The organism is Laceyella tengchongensis (assembly GCF_900182735.1).
GTDB classification, from domain to species: Bacteria; Bacillota; Bacilli; order Thermoactinomycetales; family Thermoactinomycetaceae; genus Laceyella; species Laceyella tengchongensis.
In genome coordinates this window covers 486756-512143 of the sequence record NZ_FXTU01000001.1, presented here as the reverse complement: position 1 = coordinate 512143, position 25388 = coordinate 486756, and the positions used below count along the sequence as shown (strand labels likewise).

Annotated in this window: 27 protein-coding genes; 5 read left to right on the top strand and 22 right to left on the bottom strand. The window is 45.9% G+C overall.

From position 1 onward, the window contains the following. Positions 1 to 18: 18 nt before the first annotated feature. The 9 genes from pfkA to QQZ12_RS02440 form a co-directional block, all read right to left on the bottom strand. Positions 19 to 978 carry a 6-phosphofructokinase gene (pfkA, locus tag QQZ12_RS02480; RefSeq protein ID WP_102991862.1) on the bottom strand — a complete coding sequence of 320 codons (960 nt, stop codon included), beginning with the start codon at positions 976 to 978 and terminating at the stop codon, positions 19 to 21. Positions 979 to 1114: 136 nt separating this feature from the next. Continuing rightward, the gene (locus QQZ12_RS02475) at positions 1115 to 2083 is read right to left on the bottom strand and encodes an acetyl-CoA carboxylase carboxyltransferase subunit alpha (RefSeq protein WP_102991861.1); all 969 of its coding nucleotides are present in this window, start codon (positions 2081 to 2083) and stop codon (positions 1115 to 1117) included. 15 nt (positions 2084 to 2098) lie between these two features. Next, positions 2099 to 2941, bottom strand: coding sequence for an acetyl-CoA carboxylase, carboxyltransferase subunit beta (gene accD, locus QQZ12_RS02470; protein WP_102991860.1), 843 nt, complete (start codon positions 2939 to 2941; stop codon positions 2099 to 2101). Positions 2942 to 3010: 69 nt separating this feature from the next. Then, the gene (locus QQZ12_RS02465) at positions 3011 to 3688 is read right to left on the bottom strand and encodes a FadR/GntR family transcriptional regulator (RefSeq protein WP_102991859.1); all 678 of its coding nucleotides are present in this window, start codon (positions 3686 to 3688) and stop codon (positions 3011 to 3013) included. A 15-nt stretch (positions 3689 to 3703) separates the two neighbouring features. Beyond that, the gene (gene ystJ, locus QQZ12_RS02460; RefSeq protein WP_102991858.1) at positions 3704 to 4942 is read right to left on the bottom strand and encodes an NADP-dependent malic enzyme; all 1239 of its coding nucleotides are present in this window, start codon (positions 4940 to 4942) and stop codon (positions 3704 to 3706) included. Positions 4943 to 5113: 171 nt separating this feature from the next. Next, complete coding sequence (locus tag QQZ12_RS02455; protein ID WP_102991857.1) at positions 5114 to 5518, bottom strand: hypothetical protein; 405 nt, start codon at positions 5516 to 5518, stop codon at positions 5114 to 5116. 378 nt (positions 5519 to 5896) lie between these two features. After that, complete coding sequence (locus tag QQZ12_RS02450) at positions 5897 to 6358, bottom strand: hypothetical protein (RefSeq protein ID WP_102991856.1); 462 nt, start codon at positions 6356 to 6358, stop codon at positions 5897 to 5899. Positions 6359 to 6570: 212 nt separating this feature from the next. Continuing rightward, positions 6571 to 7107, bottom strand: a complete 537-nt coding sequence (locus QQZ12_RS02445; protein ID WP_102993781.1) for a phosphatidylglycerophosphatase A family protein — start codon at positions 7105 to 7107, stop codon at positions 6571 to 6573. A gap of 90 nt (positions 7108 to 7197) precedes the next feature. Continuing rightward, positions 7198 to 10635 carry a DNA polymerase III subunit alpha gene (locus QQZ12_RS02440; RefSeq protein ID WP_102993780.1) on the bottom strand — a complete coding sequence of 1146 codons (3438 nt, stop codon included), beginning with the start codon at positions 10633 to 10635 and terminating at the stop codon, positions 7198 to 7200. Between the two features lie 176 nt (positions 10636 to 10811). Here QQZ12_RS02440 and QQZ12_RS02435 point away from each other — a divergent pair, with 176 nt between their 5' ends. The 4 genes from QQZ12_RS02435 (at position 10812) to QQZ12_RS02420 (ending at position 12305) form a co-directional block, all read left to right on the top strand. Further along, entirely contained in the window at positions 10812 to 11141 is a 330-nt protein-coding gene (locus QQZ12_RS02435) for a YtrH family sporulation protein (RefSeq protein ID WP_022735822.1), read from the top strand. A 1-nt stretch (position 11142) separates the two neighbouring features. Continuing rightward, positions 11143 to 11682 carry a hypothetical protein gene (locus QQZ12_RS02430; protein WP_102991855.1) on the top strand — a complete coding sequence of 180 codons (540 nt, stop codon included), beginning with the start codon at positions 11143 to 11145 and terminating at the stop codon, positions 11680 to 11682. Between the two features lie 47 nt (positions 11683 to 11729). Beyond that, positions 11730 to 11918, top strand: a complete 189-nt coding sequence (locus QQZ12_RS02425) for a YtzJ family protein (RefSeq protein ID WP_022735820.1) — start codon at positions 11730 to 11732, stop codon at positions 11916 to 11918. Positions 11919 to 11984: 66 nt separating this feature from the next. Next, positions 11985 to 12305: a YtpI family protein gene (locus QQZ12_RS02420; protein ID WP_022735819.1), complete on the top strand. Its 321-nt coding sequence runs from the start codon at positions 11985 to 11987 to the stop codon at positions 12303 to 12305. 42 nt (positions 12306 to 12347) lie between these two features. Here QQZ12_RS02420 and QQZ12_RS02415 read toward each other — a convergent pair whose 3' ends face one another. From QQZ12_RS02415 to QQZ12_RS02365, 11 genes are all read right to left on the bottom strand, one after another. Further along, positions 12348 to 13658, bottom strand: a complete 1311-nt coding sequence (locus QQZ12_RS02415) for a DRTGG domain-containing protein (protein ID WP_223248048.1) — start codon at positions 13656 to 13658, stop codon at positions 12348 to 12350. Positions 13659 to 13860: 202 nt separating this feature from the next. Next, on the bottom strand, positions 13861 to 14133 hold the full coding sequence (locus QQZ12_RS02410; protein ID WP_102991853.1) for a hypothetical protein: 273 nt from the start codon (positions 14131 to 14133) through the stop codon (positions 13861 to 13863). 88 nt (positions 14134 to 14221) lie between these two features. Further along, the gene (locus QQZ12_RS02405) at positions 14222 to 14431 is read right to left on the bottom strand and encodes a hypothetical protein (RefSeq protein WP_102991852.1); all 210 of its coding nucleotides are present in this window, start codon (positions 14429 to 14431) and stop codon (positions 14222 to 14224) included. Between the two features lie 63 nt (positions 14432 to 14494). Further along, complete coding sequence (locus QQZ12_RS02400) at positions 14495 to 15109, bottom strand: DedA family protein (RefSeq protein ID WP_102991851.1); 615 nt, start codon at positions 15107 to 15109, stop codon at positions 14495 to 14497. A 459-nt stretch (positions 15110 to 15568) separates the two neighbouring features. Continuing rightward, complete coding sequence (gene dnaI / locus QQZ12_RS02395; protein ID WP_102991850.1) at positions 15569 to 16510, bottom strand: primosomal protein DnaI; 942 nt, start codon at positions 16508 to 16510, stop codon at positions 15569 to 15571. 351 nt (positions 16511 to 16861) lie between these two features. Then, positions 16862 to 17449 (bottom strand): hypothetical protein, encoded by a 588-nt coding sequence (locus tag QQZ12_RS02390; protein ID WP_102991849.1) that lies wholly within the window; start codon positions 17447 to 17449, stop codon positions 16862 to 16864. Between the two features lie 527 nt (positions 17450 to 17976). Further along, positions 17977 to 18555 carry a hypothetical protein gene (locus QQZ12_RS02385; protein ID WP_154986922.1) on the bottom strand — a complete coding sequence of 193 codons (579 nt, stop codon included), beginning with the start codon at positions 18553 to 18555 and terminating at the stop codon, positions 17977 to 17979. Between the two features lie 645 nt (positions 18556 to 19200). Then, on the bottom strand, positions 19201 to 19791 hold the full coding sequence (locus QQZ12_RS02380) for a hypothetical protein (RefSeq protein ID WP_284723912.1): 591 nt from the start codon (positions 19789 to 19791) through the stop codon (positions 19201 to 19203). Between the two features lie 172 nt (positions 19792 to 19963). Next, positions 19964 to 20926, bottom strand: coding sequence for a primosomal protein DnaI (dnaI, locus tag QQZ12_RS02375; RefSeq protein WP_102991846.1), 963 nt, complete (start codon positions 20924 to 20926; stop codon positions 19964 to 19966). Between the two features lie 322 nt (positions 20927 to 21248). Further along, positions 21249 to 21416 (bottom strand): hypothetical protein, encoded by a 168-nt coding sequence (locus QQZ12_RS02370; protein ID WP_154986924.1) that lies wholly within the window; start codon positions 21414 to 21416, stop codon positions 21249 to 21251. Positions 21417 to 21774: 358 nt separating this feature from the next. Continuing rightward, the gene (locus QQZ12_RS02365) at positions 21775 to 21945 is read right to left on the bottom strand and encodes a hypothetical protein (RefSeq protein ID WP_154986925.1); all 171 of its coding nucleotides are present in this window, start codon (positions 21943 to 21945) and stop codon (positions 21775 to 21777) included. 252 nt (positions 21946 to 22197) lie between these two features. Here QQZ12_RS02365 and QQZ12_RS02360 point away from each other — a divergent pair, with 252 nt between their 5' ends. Then, the gene (locus QQZ12_RS02360; protein ID WP_102991845.1) at positions 22198 to 23529 is read left to right on the top strand and encodes a helix-turn-helix domain-containing protein; all 1332 of its coding nucleotides are present in this window, start codon (positions 22198 to 22200) and stop codon (positions 23527 to 23529) included. A gap of 497 nt (positions 23530 to 24026) precedes the next feature. Here QQZ12_RS02360 and QQZ12_RS02355 read toward each other — a convergent pair whose 3' ends face one another. Both QQZ12_RS02355 and QQZ12_RS02350 read right to left on the bottom strand, forming a co-directional pair. Beyond that, a complete protein-coding gene (locus tag QQZ12_RS02355) occupies positions 24027 to 24350 on the bottom strand; it encodes a hypothetical protein (RefSeq protein WP_154986926.1) in 324 nt (107 codons plus the stop codon). A gap of 136 nt (positions 24351 to 24486) precedes the next feature. Continuing rightward, a complete protein-coding gene (locus QQZ12_RS02350) occupies positions 24487 to 25086 on the bottom strand; it encodes a hypothetical protein (protein WP_154986927.1) in 600 nt (199 codons plus the stop codon). Positions 25087 to 25388 lie beyond the last annotated feature (302 nt).

Genomic DNA, 25388 nt, shown 5'->3' with positions numbered 1-25388 from the left:
TCTCCTCTAGCTTCTCAATTATATGGACAAAATCTTCGCCAAATCATACAATTCCATGCGCGGTTGGTGTTTTTGGGAAAGGGCTTCGTCAAAATCGATTCCGATCACGTCATTATTGCGGATGGCCACCATCATGTCTCGTTGGCCGCTCAGCAACAGTTCCACAGCTTTGGCACCCATGCGGCTGGCCAACACCCGGTCGAACGCAGTCGGAGAACCGCCGCGTTGCACATGCCCAAGCACCGTCACCCGCGTCTCCCAGCCCAATCTATCCGTAATCTTATCGGCTACATCCATGCCGCTACCAACCCCTTCGGCAACGATGATGATGCTGTGCTTTTTCCCCCGTTCCGAACTTCGCTGCAAACGCTCCACGATTTCGTCAATCTGATAAGGTGCTTCTGGAATCAAGATGGACTCAGCCCCATCAGCCAAACCGGCCCAAAGGGCGATATCTCCGGCGTCGCGACCCATCACTTCCACAATATACGTGCGTTCATGCGAAGTCGCCGTATCCCGGATTTTATCGATACATTCAACCACTGTGTTTACTGCGGTGTCAAAGCCGATCGTGAAATCGGTCGCTGGGATGTCATTATCGATTGTACCCGGAACACCGATCGTTGGGAAGCCGAGCGCAGTCAATTTTTTGGCACCTTGGAAACTCCCATCCCCACCGATGACTACCAATCCGTCGATTTGATGTTTTTTCAGTTGCTCTACCGCTTTTTGGCGCCCTTCTTCAGTTTTAAACTCTTCGCAACGCGAACTATAAAGCACTGTGCCCCCGCGATGGATAATGTCTCCCACCGTACCCAATTCCATTTTTTCAATATCCCCTTGAATGAGGCCTGTATAACCACGATAGACTCCATACACCTCTAATCCATGGTAGTACCCGCTACGCACAACGGCGCGGATAGCCGCATTCATTCCTGGGGCGTCTCCACCGCTGGTTAAGACCGCGATCCGTTTCATCCTAATCACCTCAACATGTAAAATTCCCTATCCCATAGGGACAAAAAACGTCCAGCCGGGACAAAAAGAGAAACCGTGCAGAACGGTTTCAACTTGGACAAGCATCCTAATTAACCTCCTCTGAACCTTTCCCGGTTCAGACGGTAACAAGTGATGTGAAATCACCTATGCTCGCAAACTTTTGGTAGCGATCTTCGACAAGTTCTTCCGGACTCATCGGAGACAATTCATCCAAATGGTCAATCAATGCTTGTTTAATATATTTTGATTGTAACATGGGATCTCTATGAGCTCCACCTTTTGGCTCTGGAATAATTTCATCAATCACGCCGAGCGCTTTCAAATCGTCGGAAGTGATCTTCAACGCTTCCGCCGCCTCTTGCGCTTTCGTGGCATCGCGCCATAAAATAGCCGCTGCGCCTTCTGGGGAGATGACTGAGTAATAGGCGTGTTCCAACATCAACAAGCGGTTGCCCACACCGATTCCCAGGGCGCCACCGCTTCCGCCTTCCCCTGTCACTACGCAGACAATCGGCACCTTAAAACCGGCCATTTCACGCAAGTTGCGGGCAATCGCTTCACTTTGGCCGCGCTCTTCCGCTTCAATCCCGGGATGTGCCCCTTGGGTATCGATGAAACAAATAATAGGCCGCCCAAATTTATCCGCTTGTTGCATTAAACGCAACGCTTTGCGATATCCTTCGGGATGGGGCAAGCCAAAGTTGCGGGCGATTTTGTCTTTGGTGTCGGTACCGCGCTCATGACCGATCACTGTCACCGTCCGTCCGTTCAATTTGGCAATGCCCCCGATAATCGCTGGGTCGTCGCCATAAAGTCGGTCGCCATGGAGTTCCATGAAATCGTCAAACACCGTTTTCAAATAATGCAAGGTGGTTGGCCGGCTGGCATGGCGGGCGATTTGGATTTTGTTCCATGTGCTGAGGTTGCCGTAGATCTCATTTTCCAGACGTATGGCCTTGGCTTCCAACGTGGCGATCTCTTCGGACAGATCAATGTCCTTTTCTTTAGTAAATTGTTCCAGTTCTTCAATTTTGCTTCTCAATTCCATCAACGGTTTTTCAAATGGCAAATAACCCTGCTTCATTGAAAGCTTCCTCCTTTACGCGTGAAACTCCAAGATTTTGATAAGAGTGTCACGCAATTCCCCCCGGGGGACGACCATGTCCAACTGCCCATGCTTCAACAGGAATTCAGCCGTTTGAAAATCATCCGGCAGTTTTTGCCTAACCGTCTGCTCAATCACGCGGCGCCCCGCAAAGCCGATCAACGCTCCCGGCTCGGCGATGTTGATGTCGCCCAGCGATGCAAAACTCGCCGATACGCCACCTGTGGTCGGATTGGTCAACACTGACACAAACAACACTTTCTCACGATGCATTTTTTCCAACGCGGCGCTGGTCTTAGCCATTTGCATCAACGACAAAACGCCTTCTTGCATACGTGCCCCGCCCGATGCGCAGAACAAGATAAATGGAATTCTCTTGGCCGCTGCCCGTTCCGCCGCCCGGGCGATCTTCTCACCTACGACCGAACCCATGCTACCCATGCGGAATCGGGAATCCATCACCCCGACGATGGCAGGGTATCCGCCGATTTTGCCTTCTGCCGTCACGACCGCTTCATTCAGCTTAGTCTTGTTCATGTCGGCTTGTACCTTTTTGACGTAATCCGGAAATGCTAGTGGGTCTTTGGAGATGAGCTCTTGATCGTATTCGTGGTATTCACCATTATCAACCAACGATTGCAAACGCTCGGGTGCGCTCATGGGGAGATGGTGCCCGCACGCTTTGCACACCTTTAAATTTTTCTCCAGCTCTTTAGTGATCAAAATGGTTCCGCACTTGGGGCACTTCTGCATAATCCCTTCGGGGATGTCTTTCTTCACTTGCTCAGAAGGAATCGTTGCATACTTCTTCGGTTTTCTGAACAAATCACGTAACACGATAACACCTCATCTGAGTCCTTTAAATTTTTTGCTGTCCGATATGAATATCATACCATTGTTGACCGATCAGTTATATGCGATCATGTCCAATATTTCCACCAATAACAAAGAGGCTTGCGCTTGACGACGCTCTTTGAGGGCCTCAATCAATTGTTCGTATTTTGACAACAACCGGTGCAAACAGGCCTCGTCCAATTCCCAGTCCTCTGGCACGACGGCTTGGATAAATTTGGTGATCGGCACCCAGATGCGTTTTAACAAATAATTGTCTGCCATCTGGATGATCCGCTTGTGAAACTGTTCGATATGCGCGGAGGGATTGGCATTTTGCTCAACGGCCGCTTTCATCTCGGCCAACAGCTTTTCCAACGAAGCGACCTCTTGTTCATCCCGTTTGCTAAACGCCAATCGAATAGCGCCCAACTCGAGCACTTCCCTCATCTCCAACAAGCCCTGTTTGGACTTGTCATCTTGCAAAATAAAGCGTGCCAGAAGATCAACCATATGATGAGCGTAATAAGGTTCCAAATAAGTGCCTTCGCCTCTTCTGGTGCTGATCAAGCCCAACAGTTCCAAGGATCTGAGAACTTCACGGACGGATGAACGACCCGCTCCCAACCGCTCGGACAATTCCCGTTCCGAAGGTAGCCGGTCTCCGGGGCGCAATCCGTCTTCTTCAATGATGTCATGGATTCGTTCTAATATTACTTTGAATTTGCTGTAACTCGTTTCCGCGCTTGCCACGTCTTCTTATCACCCTTATCGTACCGTTGTTGCAGATAAGCTGAGTGTTTTTGCATATACTTCTTGCGGATCTATATGGATGCGCGCTTGTCCCGTCTCCATCGCCACCCGCGACACCTCTCTGGCGACAACGGCGGCAACCCGCTTGTCAAAAGGCGAAGGGATCACATAATCAGGACGCAATTCATGTTCCTGGATCAAGCCAGCGATCGCATACGCGGCCGCTATTTTCATCTCTTCAGTAATCGCTTTCGCCCGGACGTCCAACGCGCCTCGGAAAATGCCCGGAAAGGCGAGCACATTGTTCACTTGGTTTGGATAATCAGACCGGCCGGTTCCGATCACTTTTGCCCCGGCCCGCATGGCCTCTTCTGGCATGATTTCTGGAGTGGGATTAGCCATGGCAAAAATGATAGCATCTTTGTTCATGGAGCGAACCATGGCTGGTGTTACCGCGCCGGCGACCGACACGCCGATAAACACATCCGCGCCTGAGATCACTTCTTCCAATTCACCTTGGCGTTTCTCACGGTTCGTCGCTTTGGCGATCTGTTCCTTGATCGGATTCATCCCAAACGGCCTTCCTTCATAGATCGCCCCTTTACTATCACACATAATCACGTCTTTTACTCCAAGCGACAGCAACAACTTGATGATGGCGATGCCGGCGGCTCCCGCCCCATTGGCGACGACACGGATCTCATCCATCCGCTTGCCCACCACTTTTAAGGCGTTGATCATGCCCGCCAAGGTCACAATGGCCGTGCCGTGCTGATCATCATGAAAAACAGGAATGTCCAGCTCCTGCTTCAAGCGTTCTTCGATTAGGAAGCAGTTGGGAGCAGCGATATCTTCTAGATTGATCCCGCCAAACGTGGGCGCCATCAACTTCACCGTGTCTACGATTTTATCGACATCCACCGTATCCAAGCAGATGGGAAAAGCATCCACCCCTGCAAACTCTTTAAACAACACCGCTTTCCCTTCCATAACCGGCATGGCCGCATGGGGACCGATGTTGCCCAAACCCAGCACGGCGGTTCCGTCGGACACAACGGCCACCAAATTCCCCTTCATCGTATAGTCATAGATTTTCTCTTGGTCATCGTAAATATCGCGACAGGGTTCGGCCACGCCTGGTGAATATGCAAGGCTCAAATCATGTGCGTCGTGCACCGGTACTTTGGAATGCACTGCTAACTTTCCTTGCATCTCCTGATGCAATTTCAGTGCTTCATCCCGTATTGTAGACAAAACATCTCGCTCCTTTTTTACACGCTTGGTGGTCTGACCACCGGTAAATCACATTATATCAAAACTGTAACCAAGAGAAAACGGACGACCAGGTGCGCCTAATAGAAAAAGGCTACTGTTTTCCCCTCCAGTAGCCGTTTAACACACTTTTTCGCTTGTCTGGTACGTTTATTATTTTAAGGAAACGACTTCCTTAAAACCGTTCCATTGCAATTCTACTTGCACATTTTTCTTTTCGGGATTAGCATTTGGCTGCACGACGCTTTCAATGATAGCGGTTCCCTTTTCATCCAGCATGACATTTTGATGATTGGTGGTGTTGTTGCTACTGTCTTTAATCTTGACTAACACATTCCCCACCACTAACACGTCTTTGCCTAAGTATTTCACCGTAACCTTTTCTGAACCGTCGCTTTCATCCTGATACTGATAAGCCAATGCCACTTCCCAATGTTTGCTTTTCCCCGACAATTGCCCACTTACCGATTTATTGGCGCAAGCGCTCAACAGCACCCCCATCAAGCATAAGAGAAAAGCGGAAACTCGGTACTTTTTTCCCCATTGTAACTCCATCATCCCATTTCCCCTTACTCTTTTAAAACTATGCCGCCCATGCTATCGTGGCGCAGCCGCTTCGACAACAGGCTGGCACCATCTATAATTTAACATTTATATATATCAATTAACCAATAGCACAAACTTACCAATTCCTTAATAATCCTCGTTTTTTCATTAGTAATCTTCGTGTTTTCTCTATTAATCTTACATAAATTTATTTTCTTGTTCTTTTTTGTTGTCGATTTCCCTTTTTTCCCGCACCGATTTTGGCCATGACCACAGCAATAAAAAGAAATAAAAGGAATCCTATGAGCACCAAACATTGGTACAAAAACGCCAGCAAGCGACCTCCCCCTTTCTAACGCTTCACCACAGAAAAAAAGGGCTTGCGCCCTTCTATTGAAATATGCCCACAGCTTGCTTATGCATTTGTTGCAATTCGATTTCCCGTTCGGTGTTTAATTCCAAAACCAGCCCACGCAGATAAGCTAGCAATTCCTCCGGATCAGCGGACCGCAAGCTGAGGTCTTCTCCCATCCACACCTGCCATCCCCGGCCCGTTTCGTCCAGCCGAACAATGATGTCCATCGCAAAGGTAACATCAAAAAAGCGCCATTGGGCATCAGATTTCACAATTTTGTCCAGATAATAGGGCATGTCTGACCGAAACCGGTCATAGATCGGCTCCAAGTGGCGCATCGCCTCTTCACGATCTTCACAGAGCGCCGAAGTTGTTCCCATGTCGATGAGAATATTCCCGTCTTCCAATCCCGAAACGGCTATTTCCTGATTGGTAATGGGATCCACAATGTTTCGTTTGGCATGGTTGGAAATCAACCATTTCAATGCGCTTCTCATACCCAGCTCGCTCCTTGACAATATTTTCATGTTAAATGGAAATAATAGAAATATACCAAATTTTTATCACAATTTTATTATAATCTTAACTCATGAAAAAACGAACCATCATTCACTGTTTTCACATAAAAAAAGCCCACGCCGGAAATCGTACCTGGGCGTGGGTTACTTGCCCATTGGGGAGGCACCGCACTTTCAGCCATCTACTCTATTTAAGCATCTGGTGTTTCTAGCTTCCCCAGCGGGCCAATCTCGCTTGCGCGGTCAGCCACATAGCGGCGCACATCCGGGTTCTGGTGCGCGATGCGAGCGGACGCGGCCGCCGCGATACCTGCAACGAGATCATCTAGAAAAACATGGATCTGCTCGTCGTGATTGTTCAATTTTTTCATCAGACCAATTTTGTTTTTATCCAAGTAACCGAAACTGGTCAAACCAATCGTCCCATATACGTTGGTAATGCTCAGCGCGAGAATCTCATCGATCCCGTACAATGGTTCATCCACTTCCATGATGCGCTGGAACGGTTCCGGCAACAGCTTCTTCTCCGCCAGCACATCAAGAGACACCCCTGTGATGACAGCATGTTGCACCTCGCGCTTGCGCAAGACCGCATGCACGTTGTTCACGCATTCTTCCAAAGTCAGATTTTTATTGTAAGGCGCCTGCAACTGGTACACAATATGGGAAATCCCTTCAATGGTCACACCGCGCTCATTGAGCAACTTAACGACATGATCGTAGAATATGGTTCTCACCTTCTTTGGATATCGACTCGTTCAGGCCGGTGCCGAAAAGAGCGGAGTCTTAGAAGATATGCTACCCCGCCGGCAGGTATGTCACTTTTGCGTGACGCGAAAACTGTTTGCTCCCATGATGGCTTCCACTTGTTGGCGACATGCAGGAGTCGGTGTGATCGCGTACCGTTCTTCGGAAAGCGCTAGCACTTTCTTGGTCCGTTCATAATAAAGGCAAACGGGAGTCTCCCCCCTGTGCAGCTTCAGCACCTCTTGCAAGCGCCGGAGCCGCTCCTCGGTCTCCCGCTGGGGCGGAATGCGGATATACACCTTCTGCGCCGGACCGACCGAAGGCGGCGCGGGGCGGGATGCGAACGCGGCACGGGACAGGTCGGCCACTTCCTCGGCGATGAGTTTCACCCCTTCATCTTGTAGCTGCACTTTCGCGCGGATGAACACCGGTTGTTCTGGCTGCAACAAAGTGCGAGCAGCGCGGAACACTTTGGGGAACACCACTACTTCGCAAGTACCGCCACGATCCTCAATCTGGACAAAGGCCATAGGTTCACCTTTTTTGGTCTGAATCGGTTTGACATCCGTGATCCAAGCGCCCACTTTGACCTCTTCCCGGTCCCGGCATCCCATCAAGGCATGCAAACGGTGCGTGGCCCGCTCTTGGATCACCGGAGCGTACTGGTCGAGCGGATGACCGGATAAAAATAAGCCCAATAATTCCCGTTCACGATCCAACTGGTCGCGTTCCGTCAGCGAAGCGGATGGCGCCTCTTCCAACAAACGCGCAAAATCAAACGCTTCATCGGCCAAGCCCAAGCTCAATTGCTGTTTGCCTGAACGCGTTCGGTTCGCCGCAACCCATTCCAGCACTTCGTCCAGCAAATACAAGTTTTGCGAGCGGCTGCCCGGCATAGAATCGCAGGCTCCGCACTCAATCAACGACTCCAACACACGCCTGTTGCACACCCGCAAATCCACCCTAGCGCACAGATCGGCCAAGTTTTCAAATGGGCGTCCTTGCCGCCCTTTGATCAACTCCCGAATGGCCAAGGTACCAACATTTTTGATGGCCGCCAAGCCAAACCGAATCGCTTTCCCTTCCACCGAAAAGGCCTCTTCACTTCGCTGCACATCGGGCGGCAAAACAGCGATCCCCATCCGGCGGGCTTCCTCGATGTACTCCGCCAATTTGCCTTGGCTACCCATCACCGATGTCATCAATGCCGCCATGAACTCGACCGGGTGGTTGGCCTTCAAATAAGCCGTCTGATAAGCCAAAACCCCGTATGCGGCCGAATGGCTACGGTTAAAACCGTAATCGGCAAATCGCACGATCAAATCATAAATCTCATGCCCCGTCTGTTCGTCATATCCCTTGTCCACACAGCCTCCTACAAAAGCGTTTCGTTGTTCATGCAAAAGTTCCTTCTTCTTTTTCCCGACCGCGCGCCGCAATAAATCAGCCTGCCCAAGGGAAAAGCCAGCCATCTTGGCCGCTATTTGCATGATTTGCTCCTGATACACGATAATCCCGTATGTGTTTTCCAAAATCTCTTCCAGATCGGGGTGGGGATACGTCACTTTTTCCAACCCGTGTTTCGCCCGGATATAACGCGGAATCTGCTCCATCGGCCCCGGGCGGTACAAAGCCAAAACAGCGATGATATCTTCAAAATGCGTCGGCTTCAACTCTTTGAGCACCTTGCGCATGCCCGGCGATTCCATTTGGAACACCCCGGTGGTGTCCCCTTTGGACAACAGCGCGTACGTCGCCGGATCATCGAAGCGAGCGCCGTCAAATGAAACGATGGTCCCGGAATTTTCTCTCACCAACTCACGCGTCTTCTCGATCACCGTCAAGTTGCGCAAACCTAAAAAATCCACCTTCAGCAAGCCGATATCCTCCAGCACCTCCATCGGGTACTGAGTCAATGGAATTCCGTCGTTTCCCGCCTGGAGCGGCACATGATCCGTCAGGGGTGTGCTAGCGATAACCACTCCCGCGGCATGGGTGGAAGCATGCCGGGGCATCCCCTCGATCTTGGCTACCGTCCGCATCAGTTGCGCCGTTGCCGGGTTCTTCATCAATTCCTTCAAAGCTGGCTCCTGCTGAAAAGCTTTGGCCAGGGTCATGCCGGGATTACCTGGAATTAGCTTGGCCGCGCGGTCCACTTCCCTGTACGGCAATCCCATCACCCGACCCACATCCCGCACTGCGGCCCGCGGCGCCATCGTCCCAAAGGTAATGATCTGCGCTACCCGCTCTGCCCCATACTTGTCCACCACATACCGGATCACTTCATCGCGGCGTTCATAGTTGAAATCGATGTCGATATCCGGCATGCTGATCCGCTCGGGATTGAGAAACCGTTCAAAAAAGAGCCGATACTTCAGCGGGTCGATATCGGTGATGCGAAGGACATAGGACACCAAACTCCCTGCCGCCGAACCTCGCCCCGGCCCTACCGCGATCCCCCGCTCATGGGCAAACCGGACAAAATCCCACACCACCAGAAAATAATCATTAAAGCCCATCCGGTCGATGACCGACAATTCATAGTCCAACCGCTCAACCACCTCAGGGGTCAACTGACCAAACCGCTCAATCGCCCCCTGGTAGCAAAGCTCCCGCAAATAAGCGGCGGCCTCCACACCTTCCGGCAAGGGGAATTTGGGCAACAGACGGCCACCCAAAGGGATCTCGACCTGGCAACGTTCGGCGATATCCACCGTGTGATGCAAAGCCTCAGGTACATGACCGAAGCACCGACGCATCTCTTCCGCCGATTTCAGGTAATATTCTTTGGTCGGAAAACGCAACCGCTCTTCATCGGCTAACTTGCTGCCAGTCTGGATGCAAAGAAGGCAATCATGCACTTCATGATCACCTTGGTGTGTATAATGCACATCATTGGTCGCGATCAGCTTCACTCCCAGCTCTTTCGACCAAGAAATCAGCTGGCGGTTTACCCGTTCTTGTTCCGGGAGTTGATGATCTTGCAATTCAAAAAAGAAATGATCTGGCCCAAAGATGTCTAAATACTCCATTACCAACCGTTTCGCTTCCGCCAAATCGCCCGCCAAGATCGCCTGCGGAATCTCCCCTCCCAAGCACGAACTGGTAGCGATCAGCCCTTGCCGGTGTTGGCGCAACAGCGCTTTGTCAATGCGGGGCTTATAATGGAACCCCCGCAGATGAGCCTCGCTTGTCAAACGCAACAAATTTCGATACCCTACATCCGTTTCGGCAATCAGCAACAGGTGGTAATTCTTTTGCTCTCTGAGCGGCCGTTTATCACGGAGCGACCCTGCTGTCAGATACATTTCACAACCGATGATGGGCTTGATGCCCGCTTCCCGACACGCTTTATAGAAAGGCACCACGCCGTGCATCGCGCCGTGATCCGTGATAGCGAGCGCCTTCATTCCCAGTTGTTTGGCGGTTCGCACCAGCTCTTCGATCCGGCTCGCCCCGTCCAGCAAACTAAATTCCGTATGCACATGAAGATGAACAAAGTCTTTCAACCGATCCACGCCGACCCCTCCTCTTTCCCTCTTATTATAACGAAACCGGCTTGTCCGAACATCCTTTCCCCCTACCCATTGTCCACATAATTGCTCTCGTTCCTTCATATTCTTTAGGAAAATCAGTCAATATTTACCAAAATCACACTTTTGCTAGACAAAGGCGGTTATCGGCTATGGGACAACAATTTTGGACAACGGTCATCCTCGATTTCCTGATCGCGCTCGGCGTGGTATTGGGCGGCGTGATGCTAGGCGGTGTGGGAGCATTTCTCGCCGACGATTATCCGATGTTTAAAATGCTACGCCTCGCAGAACAATTGAAGATATGGGCAATGGTGGCGGCCATCGGCGGCACATTCGACATGATCAAGAACATTGAGATCACCATTTTAGGCGGTCAGATCAATCTCGCCCTGCAACAATTGTGCTTTATCATCAGCGCGTTTTTAGGCGCCCACACCGGCACCGTCCTGATTCGCTGGATGATCCAAGGGGAATATTGACATGGTGCGCGGCGTCATTGCCGGCTTGAAAAAAAACCGGCGCGCATGGGTGATGTTCCTGCTGGGCTTTCTTTTCGGCAATGGCTTGTTTCTTCTGCTGTATGGTCAAAAAATCGACGGCCTATTATCAGAGCGCAACGCTCTGTATTACGCCAACAATCAAAAATACAAAGAAATTCTGAAGTTGCAGGAAGAGGCATTGCGGTTGGCCCGCAAAGGCGAGCGACACCAGGAAAACAAAGACCGCATCCAAAAAATCATGGTGGAAGTAGACAGCGAGCAATCCGTGATTATCGATTTGGTAAAAGAACAGCTCGAGAAAAAACTGACTCCCTTTCTCGGCAAATCGATGCAATGGATCAGCAACAATCCTGACCTAATTGAATTAATCTTGGAGAAAGAACAAATAGTGATAGATGAAGCACAAAAATTAAAAGTAGAAGTGCACCTAAAATATGTGTCTTTTTATGACGAAACATTAAAAATCTGGGTTCAAACGAAAGACGTCTCTAGTGATGATGTGTCTAATATAGTAAAATAGTTGTATGCTATTACTACTCGACACTACTAAGGGAAGGGGGAACCACCATGATCATCAATCGCAAAGAAATGGCCCGCGCCAAATTGGAAAAGCTGAAAAACGGATATTCCGCCTTTGCGGAAACACAAGAAGTTGCAGAGTTCATTGAAAAAGAATTGGAGAAGTTGGACCTTCCCGTGCATATTGACCGCACTGAACACGGATGTTGGTTCATCCCGGAACAATCTAAATCGTAAATCACGTATTTTTGAGCGCCTCCATCACTTGATCGAGGCGCTTATTTCCAGGAGGTTTTTATAAACATGCAAGCCATTGGCATTATCTTGGTTTCCGTCATCTGCGTCACCGTCTTTGGCACTTTTTTCAACAGCATGCTGGCGCGCAGAACGGACGGCCTGCCCAAACGGATCTACCAAGCGCGAATGAACATGTTTATGGGGCTGATGTTCTTGGCGATCGGGTCATTGCAATTTCTGATGCCGAGCGATTCAGCATTGCGCCTGTTCTTCATCGGTTTGATCCTCGCTGTGGGCCTATTTAATCTTTATTACGGATTCAAGCACCATCGCTTTTACAGCAATCAAGTGAAACAGCATCAAGAACGCACTTCCCCGGTTTCATGAGAAAAGCCGGTGACGTTGATGTCACCGGCTTTTCTCATGTAGTCAGCGTTCCATGGTGTAAGCAGTAACCAACGCCTTGGCCACCACTTGATTGTCGATCATCATCTCCACATCCATCTTGGCCTGCTTTCTTCCCAAGTCAAGAATGCGCGGCGAAATGTCCACAACCGTATCAATCTGAATCGGCTTTAAAAAATACAGGGTAAAGTTCTGAATCGCCAAATCCCCGCGCCGCTGCCGACGCAACATCCGCATCGCCGTTTCGGTGATCAGCGTTGTGCACACCCCTGTGCTGAGCCGGCCCAAAGCATCCGTCATCTGCGGGGTAATCCGGCCACGGAACAACGTCTGTCCCGACTTTTCCACTTCATGAAAGCCGCGAAAACTCAACTCTTGAATCGTTTCCCCGATCTGCGGCTGTTTCTGCATGTATTGCAAGGATTTGATCACATCTTGCCGGCTGATCACCCCGATCAGTTTGCGATGGTCATTTACGACGGGCAACAGCTCAATGCCTTCCCACACCATCTCATGCGCAGCCGAAGCCAAGGATGTTTTGGTTGTCGCCATGATCGGATTTTTGGTCATCGCCCGCTCGATGGGATCTTGCGGCTCATACCCCATCACATCTTTGGCCGTCACCATCCCCACCACCCGGTCATGATCATCCACCACCGGATAGCGGCTGTGTGCCGTTTCCCGCACAAACTGGTGAAAGCGGGCAATTGTGTCATTGTGGTGCAAATAGTAGGGCTTGCGGTTCTTAGGCAACACGTCCTCCACCATCAAGATCTCTTTTTTGATCAGCCGATCATAAATTGCCCGGTTGATCATGGAAGCGACAGTAAAGCTGTCATAACTGCTGGAGATCACGGGCAGTTCCAACTCATTGGCTAACTTCTTCACATTTGGCGTCGTGTCAAACCCACCTGTGATCAAGACCGCTGCCTCATTCTCCAAAGCGATACGATGCACATTATCCCTGTTTCCGACGATCAACAGGTTTCCCGGTTCTATGTATCTCATCATGGCTTCCAGCTTCATGGCCCCGATGACAAAACGATTTAGCGTCTTATGCAACCCTGCCTTCCCGCCCAACACCGTCCCATCCACAATGTTGACCACTTCAGCAAAAGTGAGCCGTTCAATATCCGAGCGTTGCTTTTTCTCCACCCTGACCGTGCCCACGCGCTCAATTGTGTGAACAAGTCCTTGCGATTCGGCCTCTTTGATCGCCCGATACGCGGTGCCGTCGCTCACATTCAAATCCCGCGCGATTTGTCGAACAGATATTTTGTGGCCGATCTCCAACTTTTCGATATACTGCAAAATCTGCTCGTGCTTCGTTGACAATGGCTTTCCTCCCATCTTCTCTGATTGTCCACTTCATTTTCATATTACAATAATTTCCGTACAAAACCTATCTCTGGCCTTAATAGAAAAACAAGCCAAAGATCCCTACACTGGGTTCTTTGGCTTGCCTAAACAAAATGAGACTGCAAAGCCGGCGCATTAAAAGGTTTAAGCCCTTTGCACTCACCAGCCTTCTGTGCAACTATCGATAGTGGATCGTCAGCCGCTGCCGCCGTCTCCACCGTTGTTCCGCTTCCAACCACTGCCGTCTGCGCTCCGCCTCTTTTCTCCGCTGTCGGATGCGGACCTGCCGCATCAGGTCGTTCAAATTGGCGATCAAAAACAAACCCATCACTGTCAACCACACCACCACAAACAGCGAAGGGAGCCCGGCTTGGAGTTGGAGGGGGAGCTTGGCCAGCCCCAAGCAGAAGCAAGCCGCCCCGCACAACAAATAAATACCCCGTTGTCGCATCGTCGTCACCCCTTCTACTCACTATGTTTATGAAAGGGTTGGACGCTTCATGTGCGAAAAAAGCGCGCCAGCGGCCGCCGATGGGACTTTAGCCCAGCACAAATGCGAAGATGATGCCAAAAAACATCAACCATATCCCCCAACCGCCGATCCCCCGAAACGACGCCGTCTCCAAAAACAAGAACATCAATCGTTTCCAGACACGGTCAACGCCCTCTCTCGTATAGACGACGATCAGGTTGTATACAGCCATGGACAAACCCACGATCATCAAGATGACGCCAGATACCAGCCACATCATACGCACCCCTCACAACTTTTTCCCAAACCGGGCGTTGCAGAAACCGCGTAGACGAAAACCTTATGCTTTTTGGGAACGGTTGCGGCGGAAGAACCAAACGGCACCCACAATCAACAGTGCGCCAACGATGACAATGACAATATCTTGGTAGACGCTCATATACTCCAGCACCTTAGACCAAGAAGCGCCAAGGGCTGCACCCAGATTTACCAGAACCATGTTCCAAATCAACGATCCGACAGTAGTGAACAACAGGAACAACGGAAAATTCATTTTCGCCATCCCCGCCGGAATCGAAATCAAGCTGCGCACGATCGGAACCATCCGGCAGAAAAACACCGTCCAGATACCATAACGGTGAAACCAAGCGTTCGCTTTATGTATGTCCTCTTTGTCGGTTCTCAGGAGATGCCCCCAACGCTCAACGATGCGTTCTAACCGCTCCACATCTAGCAACCGGCCGATATAGAACAGGATAATCGCCCCGACCACAGCTCCCAGCGTCGAAGATATCACTACTCCCGTAACCGTCAAATCAGATTGAGTCGTCATGAATCCGCCAAACGACAACACGATTTCCGATGGAATCGGCGGAAAGATGTTCTCTAGCGCAATCATCAAGAAAATTCCTAAATAACCAAACTCTTCCATAAAATCGATAATCCAACTTTCCACATTGATCCCCTCCAGATGCTCAATTCTGCCTTTGTTGAATGCTCACGAGCATTCGAATTAGCTCATATATGTCGATATTGGTGCAAAAGACGCTTCCTGTTCCCGGCTTCTGGTACGTCGCTGGGCTTTAGCGGCCCTTTGGCGCGAAACGCGATATTTTTGACACAGGCTTACAATTGATTTTGCTCGTGATTCATCCCCCATTACCTCGATGTCATTTTCTCATTGTAACAAGAATCGGCTCATTTTTGTCATGGAATCCGCCATGCTCAAAACATATTCACAAATCCTTTTTCAGGTAAATGGCAAGCTGCTTCAACCGGTCGATTTCGCGAATGCGGGCAAGTCTAATTTTTCGCATTGCTAAGCGATCCCCTCCCTGAATTCCGTTTTTATTATTCTGTCAATTACCAACCGAAATCGCTTAATAAAAAACCAATATCATTCAGATATTGGTCATCAAGAATACCTTCTATTTCTCCCTTTTACCTCAACCGGAATCACATACGGCCGGATTCTTTCCATGATCCGTTTCCCTTTCAACGGTTCATGCTGGTCATATCCGTTTACCTGGGTGTAGCAAAGCCACTCCTCCAGCTCGTCCAATGTGAGATTAGATGTGTAGATCGTGGGAAGCTGATTGGATGCTCTGCTGTGAAGCACCACCGACAGCACTCCATCCCTCAACCAAGGGGTCAAATTTTCCACGCCGATATCATCCATGACCAAAATGGGCACACTGCTCAACGCTTCAAGCTTGCTGTTAACTGAAGCTTTATTATTGGCGACCGCGTCCCTCATCTCCGAAGCGAGCGCGGACATGTGCACCATCAGCGACGAAATGCCGTGTTCGGCAAGGGTGTTTAATATGGCACTAGCGATGTAACTTTTGCCCGTCCCAAACGGTCCCCACAAGTAAATCCCTTTGGTGGGTTGCCCATTGGCCACTTTCAAACAGAACTCCAACGCCACGTCAAGCGCCTTGGCTCGGCCATTGTCCAATTCGATCGCTTCAAATGTCGCTTTCTGCACATCCAAAGAGATGTCATGGCATTGGATCAAACTCTTGCGCCATTCTTCCTCTTTCTTGGCCTTCAATTTGCTACACTCATGCATGGCCAATTCCACATATCCTCCGTACTCCCGCAAGGAAGGATAGTGCCCTTTGATCAAGTTCGGGCATGCGTTCAGACTGAAGCAATGCTTGCAATTCTCATTTTCCTGTACAAATTGGCTAAGCTGGGAATAGGAGTTTTTTAAAGATGACTGGGGAACATCATTTTCAACCATATACTTAACCACCAGCGGATGTTTCAGTAGCGTGCTTAATTGCTTTTCTATTTTGCTTGGGTCGATCCGCTCTTTCATCTTTGAGGAAATCACGTTGCCTGCCTTTTTCAACGCTCAGCTTCCTCCCCTCGTTCCCGATTATCCTACATGAAATGTATAAACAGACTCACGATGTCATTGATTTATCCAGATGATAAGCAAGACTTATCTTATCACAAAAGCAACGAGGAAGCATCAGCGAACATTTGCCGCATTTTACCTCCTCCGATATCTATCCGTTGAGGTTTTCTTCTAAGTTGCATAAATCTATCATTCAACCTAAGTCTTTGCCCCATTCCAACTCACCATCTATCCTATCAGGTTAAGAGAATTCTAGCGTAACTCACTACAACGTAAACCACTTTTTTAGAGCTATTAGCTACCACATGCCAAAAAAATGAAGCACATCGTGCTTACTCATTCCTACATTTGTTCTTTTGTGATCAGGTCTAGTTTCCGTTGCTTCACTCGCTCCAGCTCATCGAAGTCATATGGCTTAACTTCATAAAACCTCACAATGTTATCCTCAATCATTCCGATTTTAAACGGTTCATCCTCGATGTAGTACCGTTCCCATATCCAAACGCTATTTTCAACTAAGTCATTGACATGTCCATTACATCGGATCCCGGAGTAAACGAAAGATACTTTGCGTTTAAACAGTTCCTCGTATTCGTTTATGCGCTTTTCCACTTCTTCTAATCGGCGACACTCAGCAAAATATTTTGCCGCTAGTGGTGGGTAACCTAGAGTAATACCTAATAACTCGTGGAATTCCGGTGAAAGATGGTTTACAGTAGCCAGCTTCATTAAAAATTCTTCTTTCATTTGTTCAGTTTGAAAGAAAAGGAAAAAATCAGCTTCTTCGTGTAAATGAATACCTTCCGTGACACATGGGTAGTGTTTGTACAGGTGAGATACTTTTTGAAATGTAACACAATTAGAACTATCAAATAGTGCCGGTTTTAATCCCATTAAGAACGCTTCGTAATCGCGTAACGGTTTTTTCATTACATGTACCCCTTTCATGCACTTAATTAAAGTATACATTAATAACGGCGACTACCTATAAGTGGCAAATCCAACAACCACCGTCACAAAAAGGGTGGCTTGGCTATACAGGTTTTTACAAAGTCAACTACCTTCTCCATTTTAACCGCTTATTTTTCTGTACCGGTAATTATTCAGACTGGAACTTGAACAAAAAACTTTATCCTCATACCACTATTCCCGTCTACCAACCTCCTATCTATTACACTCTCCGCACTGATATTTCTTCTGAACCATCTATCATTATTTCTTTGATGGAGACAAAGACACAAAACAATTGTTGCTTAAACTGAAGCCGATACCCGTAAACTCAGTAGACGCTTGGATCTTCCTTTCCTGTGCGCCATAGCCATCAAACAGCCATTGTGCACAAAAAAAGAGACGGTTTCTGAGGTCGTGCGGCGTCCTTATAAATTTTGTGTGAACTTTCCGACGGTCTACTGACAAAAAAATAACTGTCATTTAGACAGTTTACCGAATTGATTGATTTATACCGGCACCACGCTGCTTTGTTGCATTATGTATTCGTGAAACTCTGTCAATTCACGGTAACTACCGATGGGAACCGACAAGCGCGATTCTAAACCAATACGTACAAACATGCCATCTTTTTTCGCTTCTTCGTACGGATACTTTTCTAACAGCCAAAGCGCGTTTTCTACGAAATCGTTTACGTCTGAACCGAAACTGCAACCACAATAAATCATACCGATTTTCCTGTTTTTCATCCGTTGAAATGCGTCTATGTTGCCGTTTCTTTTTTCCGTCATCATCCGAACGTAGAAATCAATTGCTTTAGGCGGAAAGCCCAGAATATCACCTAAAAGCCTGTCTATTTCTCCCTTCGTAAACGCGATATGTTCTATTTCCGTTTGAAACCGTGCGTAAACCGATTGATTTTGAAAAAACAGATAAAATGCGTTCCCATTTAGCAGGTCATACGCTTTTTCATCTACGTAAGGGTATTTCACCAGTAGTAAATCTAATTTTTCTGTTGTGAATTTGGTGTGCGGGATTTCTAAAAACGCTGGCTTGTACCCTTTTAAGAAAGCGTCAACTGTTCGCAATTTGTTCGCTCCTTCATCGTATGGCATTGGTGTTAATACATATTCAATATTATATCGTTAATTCCTTGTGTCAAAAAATAAGACTCCCGCATTTGCGGGAGTCTATTAAAACTTAACCGTCGTACTCTTCGTAATCGCAATTATCGCAAACCAAGTAGCCGTCTCTCGTTTTGGTCAATTCGCCTTCATAGCATCTCGGGCATTTTTTAGCCATACCGGTGTACCTCCTTTTTTTGAAGTCGGCAAATTCGGTAGCGCGAATATTTTTTACTATTTTCTGTATATTATTATTATAGGTTATCCGAAATCGTATATCGATATATTTTTTCATAATCTTGTAAACAATTAGTTTAAGGGATAATTCAAAGTTGGAGGGTTAACAATGACTACAGACACACCAAGTCATGAAATGCACCTTAAATAATCCACTTAAAAAAATGGGTTGGATGCAAACAAAATGATCATTACAAACCGGTATTCCGCAATAAATACTATCCGTTTACGGTAAATCCGGCGTAACGAACTACAATATAAATTATCTTTTCGCGATTAAGCGAGCATTAGGTTTAAGTTTAAAAAGCATAGACGAACTATTTATAGAAGAATAAATAGCACTCCAAAAAAAATAAAGCCGCATTCGGGCTTTTATAAAGTGGTTTCCTTTTTTGTTATGAGATCTAGTTTCCGTTGCTTCACTCGCTCCAGCTCATCGAAGTCATACGGCTTAACTTCATAAAGCCTCACAATGTTATCCTCAATCATTCCGACTTTAAACGGTTCATCCTCGATGTAGTACCGTTCCCATAACCAAACGCTATTTTCTACTAAGTCATTGACATGTCCATTACATCGGATCCCGGAGTAGTAAAAGAATACCTTTTGTTTAAACAACCGCTCATACTCGTCTATGTGCTTTTCCTCTTCCAATCGGTGGCATTCCGCAAAGAATTGTGCAGCCAGGGGAGGATAACCAAGCGTAACACCTAATAATCGATGAAATTCGGGTGAACGTGGTTTAACATCGCGTAACTTAGATAAAAACGTCTCTTTCAACTCTTCATTCTGAAAAAACAAGTAGAAATCCTCACCGTCAAATATATCGATGTTTTCCGTAACACATGGGTAATGCTCAAACAAATGAAGATTTTTCATGAATGTCGGACTACCTGTGTTTCCATACAATGCCGGTTTACGTCCTATCAGAAACGTTTGATAATCGACTAGTGGCTTTTTCACCATATGCCCCCTCTTTCACGGTATAAAGTATACGCTAAATAACAAGGAACAGCCTGCTAATTAGCAGACTGTCCCATTGAATTATCTTCGGTATGAAATATGTTTTGTAAGAACTTTCCGACGTACATAGAGAAAAAAATTACTGCCTGATGGCAGTGTCAATGGACGCTTTTTATTTCTTGTCATATCTACGATTTCTTCCGCCCACTTCCACCGGAATCACATAAGGACGAATACGTTCCATTATCCTTCTAGCGCCTACTTTATCCTCATATGTTTGCCCTTTATGGCTAATCCACGATAATGCCTGCTCCAATTCATCTAGGGTTAGATTAGAAGTGTAAATAGTAGGTAGTTGTTTTGAAACGCGATTTTGCAAAATCACGCCAAACACATTATCTCGTATCCAACTAGAATACGTTTCAGTGCCGATGTCGTCTAATATTAGTACAGGTGTAGAGCTTAATAACTCTAGTTTTTTGCTAACTGTCGCACTTAGTTTGTTTCCTCGCATAGCTTCTGCAATTGCGTCCCGCATTTCGTTAACGAGAGACGGGGTATGCACCATGAGAACAGGTATGTCGCCATCAGCCAACGTATTAGCAATAGCTCCAGCAATGTGACTTTTCCCTACACCAAATGCCCCGTGCAGATATAGCCCACCTAGTTTGCTCCCCATAATCAGTTCATTACAGAATGTAATGGCAAGGTCAATTGCTTTCAGTCGATGGTTATCCATTTCTATTGTATTAAAAGTAGCTGTTTGTACATCTTTCGGTATAGCATGGCATTGAATGAGTGTTTTTCTATTTTGTTCAGCATAATCGTTTTTCAATTTCACACATTGATTCATAGTAATATCAATGTTTCCCATATATGCTTTAAGGGACGGGTAATGGCCACGCATCAAGTTAGGACACTGTTCAAGACCAGGGCACTCATTACAATTGTCTAGCTCACGAATGTACTGATTTAATTTGGACAAAAAGGGTCTGAGCTGTGATTGAGAAATTTCACCCTCGTTTTCTATTAAAAACTTAACCACATATGGATGTTTCGTTATAGCTTCAACCCGCTTATCAATTAATTTAGTGCTAAACTTGTTTTTAGTTAAAACGTTATTGATGCGCTTCATTGGCCTACGTCCCTCCTTTTTGTTTATCGAAATGTTAGCACAAAAAAGGTGGCTTGGCTATACAGGTTTTTACCAAAACGAACCTTCGTCATTATAGCCGCTTATTTCTCTGTACCGATAATTACTCAGACAGGAACTTGAACAAAAAACTTTATCCTCATACCAGTATTCCGGTCTACCAGCCTCCCATCTTTTACACTCGTCGCATTGATATTCTTCTGGGCCATCTTTACTTTCTGTCCAAAAAGGTGCCATCCATTTCACCCCCATTTTCTTATAAGGTAAGGACTCTTTCGCTATCACTCCCTTTCCAGAAGCCACCTTACTGCTCGTACTGCCAAACACCGTTAATACACGTCATTTCCAACGCTGTATTCGCAGGCGCTTGATTCTCCTTTATCGCTGTATAATCCGCTTGAAGTGGAATGTACAACACGCCAGTTGCACCAAACCCGACAACCACCGTAACCTTTCCATTAGTACCGTGCATACAAAACACCTCTATTTTCTCTTTATTCCGAATTAAATCCAGTTACTTTCACCACGAATTTCAGCTATACGCCACATACTGATCTGAAAGCAAACACTTTCTAAAAACAACTCCATCTGATCGTTAATAGATCTGAAGAAAAACCTTTTCCTGATAAGCACCAATACACAAGTGAAGCGAAAGAGAAAACGGCTTTGGAGCCGCTACTCCATTTATCAGAAACCGCTAATCTCTGTTGTCTTTGCTAAAATGCGCCGTTTCCTTCCTTTAGACAGCGTTGCCATTAGCATGGTATACTGTTTTTGTTATTTGTTTTCTTTTGAGCCGTGTGTTAACTACATGGCTCTTTTTTATTTGGTCAACCGAAAATATCAAAGCAACGCCCCGATAATACCCGCTTTCCATCTTCCAGCTCCTCTACCACTAAATGAATCATGTGAATTGTGATTTTCTGCCCGTTTTTCGTCAGCAAATGTACAGGTGTTACCCGATTGTCTACCGCAACGTTACCGACAGTAACAGCTCTCATATCAACCCTCCAAGTAACTGCATTGTGTTTTATGGTTAAATTGTAATATAATTCAATATAGTCACTCAATACAAATTTTATTTAAGTTATTTTCTTTAAACCATTGCAATCATATGCATATTATGCTTATTTATCATTATTTTTACTGCTAATCTAATCGCATTTAAATATCCATTCTTTAAATAAACCAACACCCTAATAAAACATCTTGATAAATCATGAAATTATACAAAATAAAAGGAGAGTTTAGAGATGTCAACTATGGAGTCTTTTGTATTGCGGTATGTAATACGTAAAACAAGAAAGGAATTAGGATTACGGCAAGAAGATGTTGCTGACAAAACCATGTCCTACGGCACTATCTCCAATATTGAAAGAGGAACTATAAAAGTGGACAATGCTTTAGTTGAAAGGTACTTAAAGAAACTTGGTTTAACTAAATTAAGACTTAAACACTTGATCAAACTTGAGGAAGAAAAGATAGAAATATTAAACTATAAACTTGAAGCGGTGGAGTCTCTTCTTAATAACAAAAGATATAAAGAAGCCGAAACACTCCTTAAAAAAGTAAAAATGGAGCGTTTCCATCCATTGGCACCTTACCACGCATACTTGGAAGGTCGAATTTGTCACGGAAAGGGAGATTATAGCCGTGCTGAGAAACATTATAAATTAGCAATTAGACTTCACAGACAGTATAATTTACCAGCGCGCGGAAACATTGTTGCCACCTGTTTCAACGAGCTAGGTATTTGCAATTACGTTCAGTACCAATTAGATAAAGCAATGGACTACACAGAAAAAGGATTACAAGCATATAACGAGAATGAGGACGGGAATGATGTTTATTATCCACTAAAAAGTAACAAAGTACTTTACTTATTGACCCTTCGCCAATTCGACGCCGCTAAGCAAGTTTTAAATGAATTATGGGAATCAATATCGCAAATTAACAATACACATGTTGTATTGAACCTTTACCGTTATCACGCGCTCATTCTACAAAAAATAAAACGTTATGACGAAGCTGTTAATATTTGCAAAGAAGGTATTAAATTAGCCCGTAGAAACAGGGTTACAAGACGATATCTAGATCTGCTTAATGTATTAGGAAGCGTATATTTATTACAAAAACAATACGAAAAAGCTATACTTCAATTTGAAACTGTACTAATGCATGATGACAGTAAAACCTTTGCGAAATGCCAAATAGACGCGTTAAGCCGTTCAGCTACTTTGTATTCTGAATTAGAAGAGCATGAAAAAGCTGAAGAATTCATTAATACTGCTCTTAACCTTTCGCGCGAAGTTTCACAAAAAAACCGTCTTCCAAAAGTTCTTTATGTCGCAGGTTGTATTTTTTTTAATCAAGGAAAATATAAAAATGCTATTTTGCACCTAAAAGAATCAGTTGAACTTGCAGAAATAACACAAGACAAAGAAACACAATCTAAGTCATTATTGCTACTATCTAAAATTTTTGATAACATGGGTCTAGAAAGCGATTGGATTAAGACGGTTAGGGAACTTCACAACCTTCAATATTCATTTAATAGAGAGGACTGGTTTTATGAAGTTGTTTAATTTATATCTTCTTAATGGTGAAGATGACGGGGACACTGACCGCTAATTAACACCACCAATAAATTAAATTTTCTAAAATCAATCAAAAACGGCTTCTTTGTGTAGCCGTTTTTCTTTATTACTTGCTTTAGGCTGTACGTTTTACAACCTTTTGTTGGTAAATACAACGATACAGAACAATAATTAAAGCGGCTACCCGTAAACGCGGTAGCCGCTTATTTATATGTCGCATCTTTCTTTCCTGTACGCCACAGCCTTTTACCAGCCATTTTTGCACAAAAAAAAGAGACGGTTTCCGGGGCCGTGTGACGTCCTTTCTATAGGTATCAACACGTCAAAGCCCGCTAAATTATTACAGTTTCTGTCTGTTCCATATTCGGTCGTTACACCCCGTATTTATTTCCCTTGCCTTAACCAGTAACGCATACGCTTCCTCGTCATTCATGCCTGTCAAACCATCGGTCGAATCCCGGTCTAGTTGCCGTTTTGCACAAATTTTATTTACTTGTTTTCCACGCCACATAATCGTCTAAAAACTTGGTTACTGGTGCTTCCCACGCTTCGCTATTCGTAAAATACTTGTTTGCCTTGTCTAACACTTTTTGTACATCATCGACTTTCTCTTTTTGCGGATAATCCAGCAAGCAACCCGTTATTACTGCCTGACGTTCTTCCCTGCTCTTTTGTATAAACTCTTCGCCTTTCATCTCGCAATTTTTATTCGTTTTAGGTGCTTCCGGTTTCTTTTCAGTGGGTTTCGTGGATTCCTCCGGCTTATGTACGGCTGGTTCCGCCTTTTCCTGAGGCGCCGGCTTCGTCACCGTTGTTTCGTTTTGGTTACCGTACCCTACCCCTAATAGCAGAAATACTGATGTAGTTAAAATTCGAAAATTAAATATGTTTTGTGTAAACTTTCCGACAGTTTACTAACAAAAAAATAAAGCCGCTTACGGGCTTTTATAGAGTGGCTTCCTCTTTTGCTCTTGATATGAGTTCCAATTTACGTTGCTTCACTCGTTCTAGCTCATCGAAGTCATACGGCTTGACTTCATAATACTTCATAACGTCTCCCTCAATCATTCCGATTTTAAACGGCTCATCCTTAATGTAGTACTGTTCCCATAACCAAACGCTATTTTCTACGATGTCATTCACGTGTCCGCCGCATCTAATACCAGAATAAATGAATGATACTTTATGTCTAAGCAGTTCTTTGTAGTCATTTATACGTTTTTCCACTTCTTCTAATCGGCGACACTCTACAAAATTTTTCACTGCGAGCGGTGGGTAACCAAGTGTTATGCCTAATAGCTCGTGGAATTCAGGGGAAAGGTGTTCTACTCTAGCAAGTTTCTCTAAAAAGTCCTTTTTCATTGATTCAGTTTGAAAGAACAGAAAAAAATCTGCGTCATTATGCTGGCTTATCCCTTTTGTAACACATGGGTAGCGTTCTAATAAATGGAAGTTAGCCATGTAATTTGGTGAAGCAGTAGTACCATACAATGCAGGTTTTACACCCATTAAAAACGCTTCAAAGTCAACTAATGGCTTTTTCAATGGCTCATCCCCTTTTAACTTTTATAACATACATTATACATAATCAAGCGGTCACCCTCATAGAAGATTATTCCATCATCGCTTCTGTACAGCCTTATTGCGGGTGGTTCGATGCTTTAATAAAATGGGCTTAAAAGAATAGTGTTAATATTGTGTAAAATAGTTGTTAGACTTGCAATACGAAATAAATTTGCAAAGTGAGGATGAACTTTATGGTATTCGTTAATTGCGTTTATACTTTCACCGACGAAAACGATGACGACACGACTAACTAATTTTTAAAAGCCATTTTCAAAGTGATG

Coding starts and splice junctions, on each gene's coding strand:
- pfkA (WP_102991862.1), bottom strand. CDS start 978: ATGAAACGGATCGCGGTCTTAACCAGCGGTGGAGACGCCCCAGGAATG.
- QQZ12_RS02475 (WP_102991861.1), bottom strand. CDS start 2,083: ATGAAGCAGGGTTATTTGCCATTTGAAAAACCGTTGATGGAATTGAGA.
- QQZ12_RS02455 (WP_102991857.1), bottom strand. CDS start 5,518: ATGATGGAGTTACAATGGGGAAAAAAGTACCGAGTTTCCGCTTTTCTC.
- QQZ12_RS02450 (WP_102991856.1), bottom strand. CDS start 6,358: ATGAGAAGCGCATTGAAATGGTTGATTTCCAACCATGCCAAACGAAAC.
- QQZ12_RS02435 (WP_022735822.1), top strand. CDS start 10,812: ATGGGACAACAATTTTGGACAACGGTCATCCTCGATTTCCTGATCGCG.
- QQZ12_RS02430 (WP_102991855.1), top strand. CDS start 11,143: ATGGTGCGCGGCGTCATTGCCGGCTTGAAAAAAAACCGGCGCGCATGG.
- QQZ12_RS02425 (WP_022735820.1), top strand. CDS start 11,730: ATGATCATCAATCGCAAAGAAATGGCCCGCGCCAAATTGGAAAAGCTG.
- QQZ12_RS02420 (WP_022735819.1), top strand. CDS start 11,985: ATGCAAGCCATTGGCATTATCTTGGTTTCCGTCATCTGCGTCACCGTC.
- QQZ12_RS02410 (WP_102991853.1), bottom strand. CDS start 14,133: ATGCGACAACGGGGTATTTATTTGTTGTGCGGGGCGGCTTGCTTCTGC.
- QQZ12_RS02405 (WP_102991852.1), bottom strand. CDS start 14,431: ATGTGGCTGGTATCTGGCGTCATCTTGATGATCGTGGGTTTGTCCATG.
- QQZ12_RS02390 (WP_102991849.1), bottom strand. CDS start 17,449: ATGAAAAAACCGTTACGCGATTACGAAGCGTTCTTAATGGGATTAAAA.
- dnaI (WP_102991846.1), bottom strand. CDS start 20,926: ATGAAGCGCATCAATAACGTTTTAACTAAAAACAAGTTTAGCACTAAA.
- QQZ12_RS02370 (WP_154986924.1), bottom strand. CDS start 21,416: ATGCACGGTACTAATGGAAAGGTTACGGTGGTTGTCGGGTTTGGTGCA.
- QQZ12_RS02365 (WP_154986925.1), bottom strand. CDS start 21,945: ATGAGAGCTGTTACTGTCGGTAACGTTGCGGTAGACAATCGGGTAACA.
- QQZ12_RS02360 (WP_102991845.1), top strand. CDS start 22,198: ATGTCAACTATGGAGTCTTTTGTATTGCGGTATGTAATACGTAAAACA.